General features: G+C 73.4%; 16 protein-coding genes. 5 read left to right on the top strand and 11 right to left on the bottom strand.

The window, feature by feature from the left end:
- Nucleotides 1-4: 4 nt before the first annotated feature.
- The 4 genes from OG799_RS05320 to OG799_RS05305 all read right to left on the bottom strand — a co-directional run bounded on the left by OG799_RS05320 (nucleotide 5) and on the right by OG799_RS05305 (nucleotide 4,302).
- Entirely contained in the window at nucleotides 5-1,261 is a 1,257-nt protein-coding gene (locus OG799_RS05320; RefSeq protein ID WP_406043658.1) for an ABC transporter substrate-binding protein, read from the bottom strand.
- A gap of 44 nt (nucleotides 1,262-1,305) precedes the next feature.
- Nucleotides 1,306-1,998, bottom strand: coding sequence for an ABC transporter ATP-binding protein (locus OG799_RS05315; RefSeq protein WP_406043656.1), 693 nt, complete (start codon nucleotides 1,996-1,998; stop codon nucleotides 1,306-1,308).
- Nucleotides 1,985-2,746, bottom strand: a complete 762-nt coding sequence (locus OG799_RS05310) for an ABC transporter ATP-binding protein (RefSeq protein WP_406043654.1) — start codon at nucleotides 2,744-2,746, stop codon at nucleotides 1,985-1,987. The genes OG799_RS05315 and OG799_RS05310 overlap by 14 nt, the downstream gene beginning before the upstream one ends.
- Nucleotides 2,747-3,102: 356 nt before the next feature.
- Complete coding sequence (locus tag OG799_RS05305) at nucleotides 3,103-4,302, bottom strand: FAD-dependent monooxygenase (protein ID WP_406043652.1); 1,200 nt, start codon at nucleotides 4,300-4,302, stop codon at nucleotides 3,103-3,105.
- A gap of 182 nt (nucleotides 4,303-4,484) precedes the next feature.
- On the opposite strand from OG799_RS05305, the gene OG799_RS05300 reads away from it, so the two are divergent.
- Nucleotides 4,485-5,447, top strand: coding sequence for a GntR family transcriptional regulator (locus OG799_RS05300; RefSeq protein WP_406043650.1), 963 nt, complete (start codon nucleotides 4,485-4,487; stop codon nucleotides 5,445-5,447).
- Here OG799_RS05300 and OG799_RS05295 read toward each other — a convergent pair.
- The 4 genes from OG799_RS05295 to OG799_RS05280 form a co-directional block, all read right to left on the bottom strand.
- Nucleotides 5,431-6,507: a zinc-binding dehydrogenase gene (locus OG799_RS05295; protein ID WP_406043648.1), complete on the bottom strand. Its 1,077-nt coding sequence runs from the start codon at nucleotides 6,505-6,507 to the stop codon at nucleotides 5,431-5,433. The genes OG799_RS05300 and OG799_RS05295 overlap by 17 nt on opposite strands.
- Entirely contained in the window at nucleotides 6,504-7,946 is a 1,443-nt protein-coding gene (locus OG799_RS05290) for an aldehyde dehydrogenase family protein (RefSeq protein ID WP_406043646.1), read from the bottom strand. The genes OG799_RS05295 and OG799_RS05290 overlap by 4 nt, the downstream gene beginning before the upstream one ends.
- 48 nt (nucleotides 7,947-7,994) lie before the next feature.
- The gene (locus OG799_RS05285; RefSeq protein ID WP_406043644.1) at nucleotides 7,995-8,660 is read right to left on the bottom strand and encodes a TetR/AcrR family transcriptional regulator; all 666 of its coding nucleotides are present in this window, start codon (nucleotides 8,658-8,660) and stop codon (nucleotides 7,995-7,997) included.
- Nucleotides 8,661-8,727: 67 nt separating this feature from the next.
- Nucleotides 8,728-10,149 carry an RNA-guided endonuclease InsQ/TnpB family protein gene (locus tag OG799_RS05280; RefSeq protein ID WP_406043642.1) on the bottom strand — a complete coding sequence of 474 codons (1,422 nt, stop codon included), beginning with the start codon at nucleotides 10,147-10,149 and terminating at the stop codon, nucleotides 8,728-8,730.
- A gap of 197 nt (nucleotides 10,150-10,346) precedes the next feature.
- Between OG799_RS05280 and OG799_RS05275 the strand changes: the two genes are divergently transcribed.
- Nucleotides 10,347-11,519 (top strand): acyl-CoA dehydrogenase family protein, encoded by a 1,173-nt coding sequence (locus tag OG799_RS05275; protein WP_406043640.1) that lies wholly within the window; start codon nucleotides 10,347-10,349, stop codon nucleotides 11,517-11,519.
- A gap of 40 nt (nucleotides 11,520-11,559) precedes the next feature.
- On the opposite strand, the gene OG799_RS05270 is transcribed toward OG799_RS05275, so the two are convergent.
- Nucleotides 11,560-12,597 carry an aminotransferase class V-fold PLP-dependent enzyme gene (locus OG799_RS05270; RefSeq protein WP_406043638.1) on the bottom strand — a complete coding sequence of 346 codons (1,038 nt, stop codon included), beginning with the start codon at nucleotides 12,595-12,597 and terminating at the stop codon, nucleotides 11,560-11,562.
- Between the two features lie 109 nt (nucleotides 12,598-12,706).
- Here OG799_RS05270 and OG799_RS05265 point away from each other — a divergent pair, with 109 nt between their 5' ends.
- Nucleotides 12,707-13,042: an NIPSNAP family protein gene (locus OG799_RS05265; protein ID WP_406043636.1), complete on the top strand. Its 336-nt coding sequence runs from the start codon at nucleotides 12,707-12,709 to the stop codon at nucleotides 13,040-13,042.
- Between the two features lie 67 nt (nucleotides 13,043-13,109).
- Here the strand turns inward: OG799_RS05265 and OG799_RS05260 are convergent, their stop codons facing one another.
- A complete protein-coding gene (locus OG799_RS05260) occupies nucleotides 13,110-14,504 on the bottom strand; it encodes a cation:dicarboxylate symporter family transporter (protein WP_406043634.1) in 1,395 nt (464 codons plus the stop codon).
- A 135-nt stretch (nucleotides 14,505-14,639) separates the two neighbouring features.
- Here OG799_RS05260 and OG799_RS05255 point away from each other — a divergent pair, with 135 nt between their 5' ends.
- Nucleotides 14,640-16,226: an ATP-binding protein gene (locus OG799_RS05255; protein ID WP_406043632.1), complete on the top strand. Its 1,587-nt coding sequence runs from the start codon at nucleotides 14,640-14,642 to the stop codon at nucleotides 16,224-16,226.
- Complete coding sequence (locus tag OG799_RS05250; protein WP_406043630.1) at nucleotides 16,223-16,906, top strand: response regulator; 684 nt, start codon at nucleotides 16,223-16,225, stop codon at nucleotides 16,904-16,906. Before OG799_RS05255 ends, OG799_RS05250 begins: the two co-directional genes overlap by 4 nt.
- 3 nt (nucleotides 16,907-16,909) lie before the next feature.
- On the opposite strand, the gene OG799_RS05245 is transcribed toward OG799_RS05250, so the two are convergent.
- On the bottom strand, nucleotides 16,910-17,047 hold the full coding sequence (locus OG799_RS05245; RefSeq protein ID WP_406043628.1) for a hypothetical protein: 138 nt from the start codon (nucleotides 17,045-17,047) through the stop codon (nucleotides 16,910-16,912).
- Nucleotides 17,048-17,058: the final 11 nt, after the last annotated feature.

The raw sequence follows: 17,058 nt of genomic DNA, 5'->3' as shown, positions 1-17,058 counted from the left end.
GCCGTCACATCTTGCAGTCGGCCGAGGGGGCGCGGAACGCCTCGGCGGCCGGGATGGTCTTGAGGACCTTGACGTAGTCCCAGGGCTCGGTCACCTCGGCCTGCGGCTTCACCTGGGCCAGGTACGCGTCGTGGATGACCCGGTGGTCCTCGGCGCGGATCTTGCCGTTGCGCAGGAAGACGTCGTTGATCTCCTTGCCCTCCAGGCCCTTGATCACGGTGTCGGCGTCGTCGGTGCCGGCGGCCTGCACCGCCTCGAGGTACTGCATCGCGGCGGAGTAGTTGGCCGCGTGGGCGAAGGACGGCCGGGTGCCGGTCTCCTTCTGGAACCGGTCGGCCCACTCGCGGTTCTGCTGGTCGAAGTTCCAGTACCAGGCGTCGGTGTAGGTGGTGCCGGCCAGCGCCGCCGGGGTGAGCGAGTGGATGTCGGAGATGAACATCAGGCCCACGGCCAGCCCGATGCCCTTGTCCCGCAGCTTGAACTCGTTGTACTGCTTGACCACGTTGACCAGCTCCGCACCGGCCTGCATGGTGCCCAGCACCTCCGGCTTCGGGTTCATGCTGGACGCCTTGAGCAGGAACGACGAGTAGTCGCCGCTGGTGTTCGGGAACGGCGCGCCGTCCTTGCCGATCACCTTCCCGCCGGCCTTCTCGATCGCGGCGGAGAAGTTCTTCTCCATGTCCTGACCGAAGGCGTAGTTCGGGTAGAGGATGTACCAGTTCTTGCCGACCTGCTCGGTGGTGGTCTTCCCGGTGCCGTTGGCCAGCATGTACGTGTCGTACGCGTAGTGGAAGGTGTACTTGTTGCAGCTCTTGCCGGTCAGGTCGGTGGTCGCCGCGCCGATGTTGAAGTAGAGCTTCTTCTTCTCCTTCGCCACGTCGGCGACCTTCAGGGCGGCCGAGGAGGTCGGCACGTCGAGGATGATGTCGACGCCCTTGCGGTCGTACATCTCCTGGGCCTTGCTGCTGGCCACGTCCGGCTTGTTCTGGTGATCGGCGGTCTCCACGCTGATGTTCTTGGTGACCGCCTTGTCGCCGTACTTGGCCTTGAAGTCGGCGATGGCCATCTCCACGGCCTTGACCGAGTTCTTGCCGGACAGCTCCGAGTAGGCCCCGGACTGGTCGTTGAGGACCCCCAGCACGATCTTGTCGCCGGTCAGCTTCTGGTCGCCGCCCGAGGCCGGACCACCGCCGCCGCAGCCGGCGACCAGCAGCACCGCCGCCGAGGCGGCGGCCACACCCACGCTCCTACGCATGTCCATCCCTTTCGTACCGCGCGGTCCGCGCGGGTCAGCCGTCGAAAATTTCAAATCCCGAGGTACGCCAGCAGCTCGCGCTCCCGCGAGCGCACCTCTGAGTTGTCCATCGCCTCCGCGATGCGTCCCTCGGCCAGCAGGTAGTGCCGGTCGGCGACGCCGGTGGCGAAGTGCAGGTTCTGCTCGACCAGCAGCACGGTCACCCCGTGCTGCTTGGCCTCCCGCAGCAGGTCACCGACCTGCTGCACGAGCAGCGGGGAGAGCCCTTCGGTGGGCTCGTCGCAGAGCAGCAGCCGGGCGCCCATCCGCAGCACCCGGGCCAGGGCGAGCATCTGCTGCTCGCCGCCGGAGAGCATGGTGGCCGCCGAGTCGCGCCGGGCGTACAGGGCGGGGAACGCCTCGTAGACCCGTTCGAGGGGCCACGGGTCGGGGCCGACCCGGGGCGGCAGCGTCAGGTTCTCGGTCACGGTGAGGGTGGCGTACGCGCCGCGGTCGTCGGGGACCCAGCCGAGCCCCAACCGCGCCCGCTTGTACGCCGGCAGCTTCGTCAGGTCCCGGCCGTCCAGGGTGACCGTGCCGCGCTGGCCGGGGTGCAGCCCCATCACGCAGCGCAGCAGGGTGGACTTGCCGGCGCCGTTGCGGCCGACCAGGGTGACCACCTCGCCGGCGGCGACGTCCAGGCTCACCTCCCGCAGCACCTGCGCCTCGCCGTAGAACGCGGAGAGGTTCTCAATGCGCAGCATCAGCGGCTCCCAGGTAGGCGGTGATGACCCGCTCGTCGGCGCGGACCTTCTCGTAGGGCCCCTCGACCAGGACCTTGCCGGCCTGCAGGACGGTGACGGTGTCGGCGAGCCGGCCGACGACGCTCATGTTGTGCTCGACCATCACCACGGTCCGGCCCTTGCGGACCTTGGCGATCAGGTCGACGGTGCGGTCGACGTCCTCCAGCCCCATCCCGGCGGTGGGCTCGTCGAGCAGCAGCACCTTCGGGTCCAGGGCGAGCGCGATGGCCAGCTCCAGGGCCCGCTTGCGGCCATAGGCGAGCGCCTCGGCGGGGGCCTCGGCCAGCTCGGCGAGGCCGACCATGGCCAGCAGCTCGTCGGCGCGTTCCCGGTAGCGGTCCATCAGCTTCGCCGAGCGCCAGAACCGCCAGCCGAGCCCGCTGGACGACTGCAACGCCAGCTCGACGTGCTCGCGGGCGCCGAGCTGCGGGAAGAGGCTGGTGATCTGGAAGGAGCGGGCCACGCCGAGCCGGGCGACCCGTTCCGGGGGCAGCCCGGTGACGTCCCGGCCGGCCAGCTCGATCCGCCCGGCGGTCGGCGGCAGGAACCCGGTCAGCAGGTTGAACAGCGTGGTCTTGCCGGCGCCGTTCGGGCCCACCAGGGCGTGCACGGTCTCCGGTGCCACGTCGAGGTCGACGCCGTCGACCGCCCGGAAGCCCCGGAAGTCGCGGGTCAGCCCGCGGGCCGACAGGAGCGCTTGCCCGGCCATCGCCACATCCTCCGCAGGTGTCCGGCGACGACCGGGTCGGTGACCGGGGTCACAGGGTCGTCGCGTGGAGGAAACCTACGGCTCACCGCCGGAGTCCAGCCATGTCGACGCCCCACACTTTCCCGGCGGTCGACGCGGGGCCGGCGGACATGTCGGTCACCCCCGGGCCTGCCAGGACGGATCGACGGTGGCGAGTGGTCGGGTCACGCGAGCGCTCCCATGTGGCCCGGCCACCTGACCGGGGGCCGATCGGCGGATCACCGCCTGCGTGACCGCCCGCCGCCGCTGCACCTGGGCGCCCACGGCCCAGGCGGGGTTGGCCGCGCTTCCCGGCCAACCCCGCCCGCCACCGACCGTCACCGGGTCGCGGCGTACTCCGGCAACGCCAGGCCGTCGGCCTGGCTGAAGAAGAGCCGGGTGGTGAGCCGCCGCAGCGGCCGGGAGGTCATCGCCCGCATGGACGCGTCACGCAGCCGGATCGCGGCCTGGCTGGCCGGCAGGAAACCGGAGATCCCCCCGCCGGGCAGCTCCTGGCCCTTGTGCACATGCCCGCGCAGGGCCGCCTCGTAGCGTCGGAAGGCACCGGTGTGGTCGCCCTCCGCGGCGGCGAGCTCACCGGCGAGCACGTACGCGCCGACCAGGGAGAGGCTGGTGCCCTGCCCGGTCAGCGGGGACGGGCACCAGGCCGCGTCGCCGAGCAGCGCCACCCGACCGGCGCTCCAGGTGTCCATCCGCACCTGGGCGTACCGGTCGAAGTAGAAGTCGGGGGCGTCCGGCATCGCGGCCAGCAGCTCGGCCGTGCGCCAGCCGACGTCGGCGAAGCGCTCGGCGAGCAGGCGCTGCTGGGCCCCCCGGTCCCGACGGTCCACGTCCAGCGTCGGGGAGAGGAAGCTGAGCAGGACACTGGTCCGGCCGCGCCGGGTGGGGCGGGTGCCGACCACCCGGCCGCCGGGAGCGTTGTGCAGCTGGAACCAGCCGGTCTCGTCGGGGAACGGGGTGGTGAAGTACGCCAGGTACGCCCCGAGCGGCCGGACGTACGCCGACTCGGGGCCGAACGCGAGGCTCCGGGTGTGGGAGTGCGAGCCGTCCGCGCCGACCACCAGGTCGACTGTGCGTGGGGCGGAGCGGGTGAAGGTGAGTCGCACCCCGTCGTCGGTCTGGGTCAGCGTCTCGATCGAGTCGTCGAAGACGTACTCCACGTCGTCGCGGGTCTCCTCGTACAGCAGCCGGGCGAGGTCGCCGCGCTCGATCTCGATGTCCGCGACGATGCCTTCCCCGGCGAAGGCGTGTACCGGCATCCGGGCGCGCAGTTCGCCCCGGGCGTCGACGTACGCCATGCCCTCCTCGCGGACGCACGCGGCGCGGATCGAGTCGGTCAGCCCCATCCGGGCGACCACCTCGCGGGCGGTCCCCCGCACGTCGACCAGCTGCCCGCCGGGGCGCGGCCCGGGCGAGCGTTCCACCACGGTCACGGCGAAGCCGTGCCGGCGCAGCCAGAAGGCCAGGGCGGGGCCGGCGATGCCGGCGCCGGAGATGAGCACGGTCCTGTCGTTCACCGGGGCGCTCCCAATGGTCGTGCGTACGCCGTCAACCCGGTAGCCACCGGGAGCGGTCGGAGGGGTTCCTCCGTGCGGTGAACGGTAGGTTCCACGGTGCGCCCGCACCGCCGCCGACCTAGTACGCTGCGCCGACAGGCAGCACGATGGCCCACTCGTACTAGTACGCCGGAGGTGTCGCGATGTCCCACCACGCAGTGCAGCCGCCGTACCGGCGGATCGCGGCGGAGATCCGCCGCCGGATCGACCTGGGCGAGCTGGGCCCGGGCGACCGGGTGCCCTCGGCCCGGCAGCTCACCCGCGAGCACGGGGTGGCCATCGCGACCGCCACCAAGGTGCTCGCCCTGCTCCGCGCGGAGGGGCTGGTGCTGACCCGGCCCGGCGCGGGCACCGTCGTGGCTCCCGGCCCCGCGGCGCCGCCCCGGGCACGCCGCAGCGCCGACCGGTCCGAACCCGAGCTGACCCGGGAGCGGGTGGTGCGTACCGCGATCGCGCTGGCCGACACGGGCGGCCTGGCTGCGGTGTCGATGCGGCAGATCGCCGCCGAGCTGGACGTGGCCACCATGTCGCTCTACCGCCACGTACGCGGCCGGGACGAGCTGATCCTGACGATGGCCGACGCGGCACTGGCCGACGCGCCGCTGCCGGCCGTGCTGCCGGCCGGCTGGCGGGCCGGGCTGGACCTGCTGGCCCGGGCGCAGTGGGCGACCTACCGGCGGCACCGCTGGCTGCCCCACGTCATCTCGATCGCCCGCCCGCAGATGATGCCGCACGGCATGGCGCACACCGAGTGGGCGTTGCGGGCCACCGGCGGCCTGCGCCTGGACCGGCAACTGCGCTGGCACATGGCGATCACCCTGATGGCGTACGTGCGGGGGATCGCCACCAACCTGGAGATGCGGGCCCAGGCCGAGCAGGACACCGGCCTCACCGACGACCAGTGGGTGGGCGGCCAGGTGGCCACGTTCCAGCAGATGATCGCCGCCGGAGGCTTCTCCACCATGGCCGCGCTGACCGCCCAGGGCGACGTGGACCTGGACCTGGAGACCGTCTTCGAGTTCGGCCTGCGCCGGCTCCTCGACGGCTACGCCACGCTGGTCGCGCCCCCGCCCGCCGAGGAGTCCGGGGTCAGTCCGGGAAGGTGACCACCCAACGGGCGCCCTCGCCACGGGCCAGCCGGTCGAACGCGGCGGGCGCCTCGTCGAGTCCGATCGTGCCACTGACCAGGGGTCGCAGGTCCAGCGCGCCGTCGCCGAGGGACCGGGCCAGCTCGGGCACCTCCCGGTCCGGGTCGGAGGAGCCGTACACCGAGGAGCGCAGGGTGCGCGCGGAGTGGAAGATGTCCAGCGCGGCGAGGCTGACCAGGTCGTCCTTCGCGCCCATACCGACCACGGTGACCGCTCCCCCGCGCCGGGTGATCCGCCAGGCCGCCCGGATGGTGGCGGACCGGCCGACGCACTCGAAGGCGTGGTCGACGCCCCGGCCGTCGGTGCGGGTGCGCACCTCCTTCGACAGCCGGTCGTCGGAGCGGAGGAAATCGGTTGCGCCGGCGGCCAGGGCCAGCTCGCGCTTGGCCTCGGCCACGTCGACGGCGAGGATCGGCGTCGCGCCGGCGGCCCGGGCGGCGGTGAGCACGGCGAGCCCGACACCGCCCAGTCCGATCACCGCGACCGACTCGCCGGCGGCCACCCGGGCGGTGTTGCGGACCGCGCCGGTGCCGGTGAGCACCGCGCAGCCGAGCAGTGCGGCCTGCTCCGGCGGGAGTCCGGCGGGAACGGCGACGGCGGCGTGCTCGGGGATCACCACCTCCTCGGCGAGGGCGCCGAGGCCGAGGGTGACGTGCGCCGGGGTGCCGTCGACGGTCTCGCCACGGGCGACTGCGGGCGCCGTGTTGGCGGCGCAGAGCCACGGCTCGTCGTGCCGGCAGAACCAGCAGGCCCGGCAGGCGGGCGCCCAGTTCAGCACCACCGGGGTGCCGACCGGCAGCCGGGTGCCGGGGCCGGCCTCGGCGACCACGCCCGCCGCCTCGTGCCCGAGCACCAGCGGGTACGCGGGCGCCAGTGTGCCGTCCACCATGGACAGGTCGGAGTGGCAGATGCCGGCGGCGCGGATCCGGACGCGCAGCTCGCCGGGGCCGGGCGCGGGCAGGCGTACCTCCTCGACGCGCAGCGGCGCGCCGGGACCGCGGGCCACCAGGGCCCTCATCGCTGGATCGCCTTGATCTCGGTGAACTCGTCGACCCCGTACGCGCCCAACTCCCGGCCGAGCCCGGACTGCTTGTAGCCGCCGAAGGGCGCGAGCGGGTTGAACGCGCCGCCGTTGACGTCGACCTGACCGGTCCGCAGCCGCCGGGCCACCGCGACGGCGGCCTCCTCGTCGGCCGACCAGACCGCGCCGGCCAGCCCGTAGCGGGAGTTGTTGGCGATCGCCACCGCCTCGTCGGTGTCGGCGAACGGGATGACGGCGAGGACCGGGCCGAAGACCTCCTCCTGGGCGAGCGCGCTGTCCGGGTGCACATCGGCGAGGACGGTCGGCGCGACGAAGTGGCCGCGCGGCGGGAGCGGGGCGTCCGGCCCACCGGCGACGAGCCGCGCCCCGTCGGCGAGGGCCCGTTCGACGTGCCCGCGGACCCGCTCGGCCTGGGCTGCGGAGACCAGGGGGCCCAACCGGGTCGCCGGGTCTAACGGATCACCGAGGGTGTACGCCGCGGCGGCCGCGGCGACCAGGTCGAGGGCCTCGGCGTACCGGCTCCGGTGGACCAGCATCCGGGTCCAGGCGGTGCAGGTCTGCCCCGAGTTGAGGAAGGCGTTGCCCACCCCCACCTTGACCGCGGTGGCCAGGTCGGCGTCGGCGAGGATCAGGTTGGCCGACTTGCCGCCGAGCTCCAGGGCCACCCGGGCGATCCGGTCGGCGGCGAGGTGGGCGATCCGGCGGCCGGTGGCGGTGGAGCCGGTGAACGAGACCAGGTCCACGTCCGGGTGGGCGGCGAGCGCCTCGCCCACCACCGGGCCGGTGCCCGGGACGAGGTTGACCACCCCGGGCGGCAGCCCGGCCTCGGTGACCGCGTCGAAGAGCAGGTACGCCGTCAGCGGAGTCAGCTCGCTGGGTTTGAGCACCACCGTGCAGCCGGCCGCCAGGGCGGGGGCGACCTTGGCGACGACCTGGTGCAGCGGGTAGTTCCACGGGGTGATCGCGCCGACCACGCCTACCGGTTCGCGGACCACCAGGGAGTTCCCGACGGTCTCCTCCAGGGCCGGCCGGGCGGCGAGGTCGACCATGCCGCGCAGCACGGTCAGCGGGAGGCCGGTCTGCACCCGGGCGGCGAGCTTGAGCGGGGTGCCGAGCTCGAGGGCGACGGTCCGGGCGATCTCGTCGGCGCGCGCGGCGAGCGCGGTGTGCAGCCGGTCCAGGTGGGCGGCCCGCTCGGCGGGGGCGGTGGCCGCCCAGCCGGGGAAGGCGTCCCGGGCGGCGGCGACGGCCCGGTCGACGTCGGCCGGGGTGCCGGCGGGGACCTGCCCGACGATGTCGCCGGTGGCTGGGTTCTCGACGGGGATGACGTCGCCCTCGGTGGGGTCGACCCACCCACCGCCGATGTGCAGGTGACGACGGACCAGGAGGGCGGGGGGCGCGGCGGCGAGATCCATGGCGTCCTTCGCGGGGAGGGCGGGAAACTAGCACTGGGAGTTTGGACGCTACTCCGAACGGCCGGTCGGCTCCAGCGGGGCGAGCGGTCCGACCGTCCGCTCGTACTCGACGGCCAGGCCGTGCAGCAGCGCGTCGAGGCCGAGGGCGAAGGCGCCTTCGTCGACGCTGCGCTGGCGTCCGGCGAGCCGGTGCGCCTGCGTCAGGTGCGGGTAGTGCGCGGCGTACAGCTCCGGGTCCTCGACGAAGCCCCGGGCGAACGAGCCGAGCGCGGAACCGGCCACGAAGTAGCGCAGCGCCGCGCCGATGTGGGTGGCGCGGGCGGGCGGCCAGCCGGCCCGGACCAGGCCGCCGTAGACCGCGTCGGCCATGGCGAGCGCGGCCGGCCGCCGGCCGGGCCCCTGGGCCAGGTACGGCACGACGTTCGGGTGCGCGGCCAGTGCCTCCCGGTACGACCACGCCCACCGGCGCAGCGCCTCCCGCCAGTCGAGCCGGGCGAAGAAGCGGGTGTCCACGGTGGCGGTGACGCTGTCGGCCACCGCGTCGAGGATGGCGTCCTTGGTGGCGAAGTGGTTGTACAGCGACGGACCCTGCACGCCGAGGGCGGCGGCCAGCCGCCGGGTGGACAGGGCGGCGAGCCCGTCGGCGTCGATCAGCGCGAGCGCCGTGGCCACGATCCGGTCCCGGGTGAGCAGAGCCTGTCGGGGTCGGGGCACCGCTGTCTCTCCCTCGTGGGCGTCGCCGCTTCGCCGGCGGTCCACGTGCACCCTAGTGCGGTGTCCACTAACGTTCACCGGGTTTGCGGTGGGTGTTGTGGATCCTCGCCTGTTGGGCGAGCGACTCCCCACCGCTGGGTGGTGGGGCGGGCCTCCGCGGGCCAACCGATCCTCGCGCCGCCCGGGGTGGGCGGCGGGGGTCACGTCGGGACCGGCCGGCACCGGGGAGGTGCCGGCCGGCTCGACGGTGCGTGACCACCTCCGGCAGCACTGGTGCTGTCGGGGTGGTGGATCCGCCGCCCGGAACACGGGTGGCGATGCTGGCCGCCGCGACCAGGTCACGGTGGCCGGAGAACGCGCAATGCGGACAGGACAAGGTCCGCCCACGAGGTTTCGGCACCCGCTTTCGACAGGTGGGGCAGGTCGACGAGGTGCCTCGTTCGTCGACCAGTCGGACGGTGATACCGGCGAGGGCGGCCTTGTCGGTGAGGACCTGCAGGAGCCGGCCAATCTGCCACTGCCGCAACCGCAGGTTGTGCCGCCGCCCGGCAGGGATGTCGAGCACCCCGCGGGGGTCGCCGACGTGCAACACACCCACCCGCCGTTCCACCGCCCACGACACGACGCCGCAGGCGGCTTCGTGCTGGGCCTGACGGACCCTGCGCCGGTGCCGGCCCTCCACCAGACGGGCCCGGCGCCGGTACTGCCGCCACCGCCGAGATCCCCTCTGGCCCGGCTTCGGGGCCCGACGGGCGACGGCGCGGCGGCGGGCTTTGGTGTCGGCCAGGTGCATGCGGTGCTCGGCGCGGATCGCCCGCCCCGACACCAGAAGTGCCTCCCCGTCGGGGCCGGCCACGGCGTAGGGGTGGATGATCCCCAGGTCCACCCCGGCCACCCGGCCCGGATCCGGTTGTTCACCGGGTGGATAGACGGCAACCGGCACCTCGGCGGTCACGTCGAGGAACAGCCGGCCTCCCTCACACAGCAGGGTGACCGACCGGACCTGCTCGACCGGATACGGCACCTCCCGCGCCAGACGCACCCAGAAAGGCGCAGTGCCTTTGGCTGTGGGGATGCGCACCCGGCGCCCGTCGAGGGTGAACGTGCCGTGATACCAGCGCACCGGCACCAAACCCCGCCGACGACGCGGAAACCGCGCCAACAGGTCACCGTCCTTGCGGCGTTTCGCCGCCGCGAACCACGCATCGGAGAACCGGCGCAACACCGACCGGGCACCTGTGGTGTCCAGTTCGGCGAACGTGCCCGGCCCGGACGCCGCCAACTCCCGGCACAGCTGCTGATAGCCGACCAGCGGCGCGTCGTCGCGGCGGCGTCGCCACGCGTTGACCTCCAGCACGCACGCCCACACGTCACCGGCGCAGCGCAGCAGCCCGAAACAACGGCGCCGCTGGCCCGGCGTCACCCGCAACGCGACGCGTGCGGTGCGATGCACGACCCGCGGGGCGGCGGGATCCCGACGGCGAGGCACGAACCGAAGCAAACACCAGCCCTACGACATTTTCCCCACCCCGACCAACCCGGCCAACGTTTGCGGACACGGCACTAGCCGCGCCGCCCGGGGCGGGCCGTCCCCCGGCGGGTGGGGAACGCGGGGTCTGGACGGACGAAAACTTACACCGCTAGTTTGAGGGCGATCCATCGCCGCGCCGACTCAGGGGGACCACCGTGGACTTCTCACTCACCGACGAGGAACGGGCGGTCCGGGACACCGTCCGGTCGTTCATCACCCGGGAGGTGATGCCGCTGGAGCAGGAGGTGCTCCGCCGCGAGCGCGCCCACCGGCCCGGCCTCGACCGCTCCGAGCTGCGCGAACTCCAGCTGAAGGCGAAGAAATTCGGCTTCTGGGGGCTGGCCACCCCCGAGGAGTACGGCGGGATGGACCTGCCGGCGGTCATGCAGTCGCTGATCTGGACCGAGCTGGGCCGCACCTTCGTGCCGTTCCGCTTCGGCGGCGAGGCGGACAACATCCTGTTCCACGCCACGGAGGACCAGAAGCGGGAGTTCCTCATCCCCACCATCGAGGGGGAACGGATCTCCTGCTTCGCGATCACCGAGCCGGGCGCCGGCTCCGACGCGGCCAACATCCGGCTGTCGGCCCGCCGCGACGGCGACGACTGGGTCCTCGACGGCGAGAAGACCTTCATCACCAACGGCAACGACGCCGACTTCGCGATCGTGGTGGCGGTGACCGACCGGGAGAAGGGCGCCCGCCGCGGCGGCGCCACCGCGTTCCTGGTGGACCGGGCGATGGGCTGGCGCTCGGAGCTCATCCAGACCATGGGTGAGGGCGGGCCGGCCTCGCTGATCTTCGACGGCGTCCGGGTGCCGCACCGCAACATCCTGGGCGAGGTCGGGCAGGGCTTCACGCTGGGCATGGAGTGGATCGGCAAGGGCCGCTACACCATCCCGTCGCACGCCATCGGCATCGCCGAGCGGGCCCTGCAGATGGCGATCGACCAGGCCAACACCCGGGAGACCTTCGGCGCGAAGATCGGCACCAACCAGGCCATCCAGTGGATGATCGCCGACTCGGAGACCGAGCTGGAGGCGGCCCGCTGGCTGGTGCTGCGCTCCGCCTGGACGGTCGACCAGGGCCTGGACCCGCGGCACGCCTCCTCGATGGGCAAGCTCTACGGCGCCGGCATGGTCAACCGGGTGGTGGACCGGGCGCTGCAGATCCACGGCGGCATGGGCTACACCCGGGAGCTGCCGATCGAGCGCTGGTACCGGCAGGTGCGGCTCTACCGGATCTTCGAGGGCACCGACGAGATGCAGCGGCTGATCATCTCCCGCGACCTGCTGCGCGGGTACACGAAGATCGGCGGCCACCTGGCCTGAGCGGGAGGTGCCCGCCCCGCGTCCCGGGGCGGGCGTCCACTCAGCTCGTCAGCGCGTCGAGCGCCCGGTCGACGTCCTCCGACGTGGTGTAGAGGTGGAACGCGGCCCGGACCCGGCCGGCGCGCACCGCCGCGCGCACCCCGGCCCGCGCCAGCTTCTCCTCCGCCCCCGGCACCTCCACGGTCACGATCGCGCTGTCGCCCCGCGGCCGGCCGAGGCCGGCGAGAAACCGGTTGGCCAGGGCGACGTCGTGGTCCCGGACCGCGGGCAGCCCGATCTCGGCGAGCAGCTCCAGCGCGGGCGCCGCGCCCACGTAGGAGAACCAGGCCGGGGAGATGTCGAAGCGCCGGGCGTCGTCGGCCAGCCGCAGCGGCGGACCGTAGTAGGAGGCGTGCGGGTCGGCGCCCGCGTACCAGCCGGCGGCGTCGGGACGCAGCCTTTCGCGCAGGGCCGGGGCCAGGTAGGCGAAGGCGGCACCGCGCGGCGCCATCAGCCACTTGTACGCCGCGACCGCCACCACGTCGGCGAGGCCCGCGTCGAAGGGCAGCCAGCCGCAGGCCTGGGTGGCATCCACCGCGACGAGCGCGCCGTGCGCCCGGGCCGCGGCGACGATCCCGTCGTACGGGGCGACCGCGCCGTCGGCCGACTGCACCAGGCTGAACGCGACCAGGTCGGTGCCGGCGTCGATCGCGTCGACGAGGCCGGCCAGCGGGACGGTGCGTACCTTGACGCCCCGCTCCTGCTGTACCAGCCACGGGAAGAGGTTCGAGGTGAACTCCACCTCCGGGACGACCACCGTGGCCCCCGGCGGCAGGGCGGCCGCCACCGGGGCGAGCAGCTGCGACGCCGTGCTGCCGATCGCCACGTCCGCCGCCGTCACCCCGACCAGTCCGGCGAAGGCGACCCGGGACCGTTCGGCGGACTCGCCCCACACCTCCCAGGAGACCCGCCCCACCCGCCAGTCGGCCAGGGCCTCCTGCAGTGCCGCCCAGGCCGGGTCGGGCGGCAGGCCGTAGCTGGCGGTGTTCAGCCAGCCCGGCTCCGGCTGCCACAGCTTCTTCGCGACGTCCAACTCCATGGCGCCGACGCTACTGGCGGGCGGACCGGCCCGTCAGCGCCAATCACGCGGTGGTGGCCTCGGGGCCCGGCGGTTAGCGTCAGCCTCTCATCCACTTCGGAGGCCGCCGATGATTCTCGAGATCCGCACCTACCGTCTCAAGCCCGCCACCACGGACGAGTTCGTCCGGGTGATGCGGGAGGAGGCGGCCCCGCTGCTCGGCCGCTTCGGCATCCGAGTGGTGGCCGCCGGGGCCTCGCTCGTGCGGGAGGACGGCCACGAGGAGGCGTACCTGATCCGGGCCTTCCCCTCCCTCGCGGTCCGCGACGAGCAGGAGGAGGCGTTCTACGGCAGCGCGGCCTGGCGGGAGGGGCCGCGCGACGCCATCCTGTCGCGGATCGAGAGCTACCACACCGTGGTGCTGGAGACCGCCGACCAGGCGGCCGAGGTGCTCGGCCGGTCCTGAGCCCCGCGCCGGCGGTCGACGGCGGCCGGGGCCGCACCGGAGGATTCCGGTGCGGCCCCGGACCGGATCAGGACGGCGCCCCCGCCAGCGCCGGCGGTCGCGGGCCCGACCCGTCGTCGGGGGCTGCGACCTCGTCCGGCTCGTCCTCGTCGAGCATGGTCGCCTCGTCGAACGGGCGCTGGCCGTCGAGCACCGCCCGCGCCTGCTCCCGGTCGAACTCGCCGGTCCAGGTGCCGACCAGCACCGTGGCGACCGCATTGCCGGCGAAGTTCGTCAACGCCCGGGCCTCGGACATGAACCGGTCGATGCCGACGATCACGCCGACACCGTCGACCAGGTCGGGCCGGTGCGACTGCAGACCGCCGGCGAGGGTGGCCAGGCCGGCGCCGGTCACCCCGGCGGCGCCCTTCGAGGCGATGACCATGAACGCCAGCAGCCCGACCTGCTCGCCGATCGCCATCGGCTTGCCGAGCGCGTCGGCGATGAACAGCGACGCCATGGTCAGGTAGATCGCCGTGCCGTCCAGGTTGAAGGAGTAGCCGGTCGGCACCGTGATGCCGACGACCGGCTTGCTCACCCCGAAGTGCTCCATCTTGGCGATCAGCCGCGGCAGCGCCGACTCCGACGACGAGGTCGACAGGATCAGCAGGAACTCCCGGCCCAGGTAGCGCAGCAGCGAGAAGATCGAGATGCGCGCGACGAGCCAGAGCAACGCGCCGAGCACCAGGAAGACGAAGATCACGCAGGTGGCGTAGAAGCCGAGCATGACCTGCGCCAGGCTCTTCAGCGCGTCCACCCCGGTCGCGCCGACCAGCGCGGCGATCGCCCCGAACGCGCCGATCGGGGCGACCCACATGATCATCGCCAGCACCTTGAAGACGAGACGCTGGAGCACGCCCACCGCCCGCAGCACGGGCTCGCCTCGCGTGCCCATCGCCTGCACGGCGAAGCCGACCAGCAGGGCGACCAGCAGCGCCTGGAGCACCTCCCCCTCGGTCAGGGCGGAGAAGAGGGTGGTCGGAATGATCCCGAGCAGGAAGTCGACCGTCCCGCCGCTCCCACCGCCGGCGGCGGCCTTGCCGGCGCCGGCCACGTCCGGGCCCAGGTCCAGGCCGGCACCGGGGTGGATGAGGTTGCCGACCACCAGGCCGATGGCCAGCGCGACGGTGGACATGACCAGGAAGTAGCCGAGGGCGAGCCCGCCGACCTTGCCGACCCGGGCCGCCTGGCGGACGGATCCGACGCCGAGGACGATCGTGCAGAAGATGACCGGTCCGATCATCATCTTGATCAGGTTGACGAAGCCGGCGCCGAGCGGCTTCAACTCCTTGCCGAACTCGGGGGCGGCGAGGCCGACCACGATGCCGGCGAGGACGGCCAGGATGACCGCCAGGTAGAGGTACCGGGTCCGGTCCCGGCGGGCGGGCCGGGCGGCCACGGGGGTGGGTGTGGTGGTGTCCATGCCCACAATGTGACGCGCATCTCAACACAAGGCATCCTTGCGTTCATTCTGTTCACCCCCGGGACTCGCGACCGGAACCGGAACCTGACCGGTGCGCCACACTTGCGGACGACCAACCGAGTGGAAGGAGGGGACGTGGCCCGACGCCAGTGGAGCATCGCGGGTCAGCTGTTCGCCCTCCAGGCCGTGGTGGTGACGTTGCTCGTCCTCGCCGGGGCGGCGGGCGCGGTCTGGCTCGCCCGCAGCGACTCCCGCCAGGCGGCGGAGGAGGAGGTGCTCGCCGTGGCGCAGACCGTGGCCCGCTCCCCCGACGCCCGCACCGCGCTGACCTCCGCCGACCCGGCCGCCGCCCTCCAGCCGTACGCGGAGTCGATCCGGGTGGCGACGGGAACGGACTTCGTGGTCGTGATGGCCCCGGACCGGACCCGCTACTCGCACCCCAACCCGACCCTGATCGGGCAGCCGTTCATCGGCGACATCGGCCCCGCCCTGGCCGGCGAGCCGTTCACCGTCACCAACGTCGGCACGCTCGGCGAGTCGGTGCGCGCGGTGGTCCCGGTGTACGGCGACGACCATCGGATCATCGGTCTGGTCTCCGTCGGCATCACCACCGAGGCGATCAACAAGAAGCTGCTCGCCCAGATCCCGGTGCTGCTGGCCGCCGCCGTACCCGCCCTCGCCCTCGCGGCCACCGGCTCCTGGCTGCTCAGCCGCCGGCTCCGCCGGCAGACGCACGGTCTCGGCCCGAGCCAGATGACCCGGATGTACGAGTACTACGACGCGGTGCTGCACTCCGTACGGGAGGGGCTCCTGGTGCTGACCCGGGACCGCCAGGTGGCGCTGGTCAACGACGAGGGCCGCCGCCTGCTCGGGCTCGCCGACGACGCGGCGGTCACCGACCAGCCGGTCGCCGGGATCGACCTGCCCCCCGCGGTGGCCGAGCTGCTCGACTCCGGGCGGGACGCGCACGACGAGCCCGTGCTGGCCGGGGACCGGGTGCTGGTGGCCAACCAGCGGACCACCCGGTTCGAGGGCGCCGTGCTCGGCACCGTGCTGACCCTGCGCGACCAGACCGAGCTGCGCAACCTGGCCAGCGAGCTGGACTCGGTACGCGCGCTGACCGAGGCGCTGCAGGCCCAGACGCACGAGTCGGCCAACCGGCTGCACACCGTGCTGACCCTGGTGGAGCTGGGCCGCACCGACGAGGCGGTCCAGCTCGCCACCCGGGACCTCGCGCTGGCCCAGCAACTCACCGACCGGGTCGTCGGCGCGGTCACCGAGCCGGCGCTGGCCGCCCTGCTGCTCGGCAAGTCGGCGCAGGCCGGCGAGCGTGGCGTGGATCTGGTGATCGAGCCGGACTGCCGGCTCGACGACAACCCGCTGCCCACCGCCGACCTGCTCACCGTCGTGGGCAACCTGGTCGACAACGCTCTCGAGGCGGTGGCCGGGACCGACCCGCCGCGCCGGGTACACGTCTTCGTCGGCACCGTCGACGACGACATCGTCGTCCGGGTCGGCGACAACGGACCGGGGCTGGACCCCGACCGGGTCGCGGACGCGTTCCGACGCGGCTGGTCGACCAAGAGCGCCGGCCGCGGCCTGGGCCTGGCGCTGGTCGGGCAGGTGGTGCGGCGGCACGGTGGCCGCTGCGACGTGGCCGCCGCCGACGGCGGCGGGACGGTGTTCACGGTCCGGCTGCCGATCCCGAAGGGCCGGTCGTGACCGACATCCGGGTGCTGGTGGTGGAGGACGAGCCGCTGCTGGCGCAGGCGCACAAGGCGTACACCGAGCGGGTGCCCGGCTTCGCGGTGGTCGGGGTGGCGCACACCGCGCGGGAGGCGATGGCGGCGCTGCGGCACCGGGCGGGCGAGGACGTGGACCTCGTACTGCTGGACTTCCGGCTGCCCGACCTGCACGGCCTGGACGTCTGCCGGGCCCTGCGGGCGGCGGGCAGCAGCGTCGACGTGCTCGCGGTGACCTCGGCCCGGGACCTGGCGGTGGTCCGCACCGCCGTCTCCCTTGGAGTGACCCACTACCTGCTCAAGCCGTTCACCTTCGCCGCGTTCCGCGACAAGCTGGAGCGGTACGCCGACTACCGCCGCCAGGCACTCGCCGAGGGTGAGGTCGCCGCCCAGCACGAGGTGGACAGGATGTTCGCCACCCTGCGCGGCGCGGCGCAGCACACCCTGCCCAAGGGGCTGGACGCGCAGACGTTGAACCGGGTGCTGTCCGCCCTCTCGCCGGGCTCGGGCCGGTCCGCGACCGAGGTGAGCCAGCAGACCGGCATCTCGCGGGTGACCGCCCGCCGGTACCTGGAGTACCTGGTCACCGCCGAGCGCGCGGTACGCACACCCCGCTACGGCATGCCCGGCCGCCCGGAGGTCGAGTACCGGCCCGGGTGAGGGTCAACGGCCGGCGGTCAGGTCGTCGAGGACCCGCCGCACCTCACCGCGGCTGCAGTCGAGGTCCCACGCGGCGATCTCCGGCAGCGGATGGTGCTCCCGCAGCTGCCGCCACACCCGCAACAGCTCGGTGGAGGGCATGACCGGACGGG

Origin of the sequence: Micromonospora sp. NBC_00898 (genome assembly GCF_045207895.1) — a bacterium.
Taxonomy (GTDB): domain Bacteria; phylum Actinomycetota; class Actinomycetes; order Mycobacteriales; family Micromonosporaceae; genus Micromonospora.
This window is presented reverse-complemented; position numbering and strand designations above follow the sequence as displayed.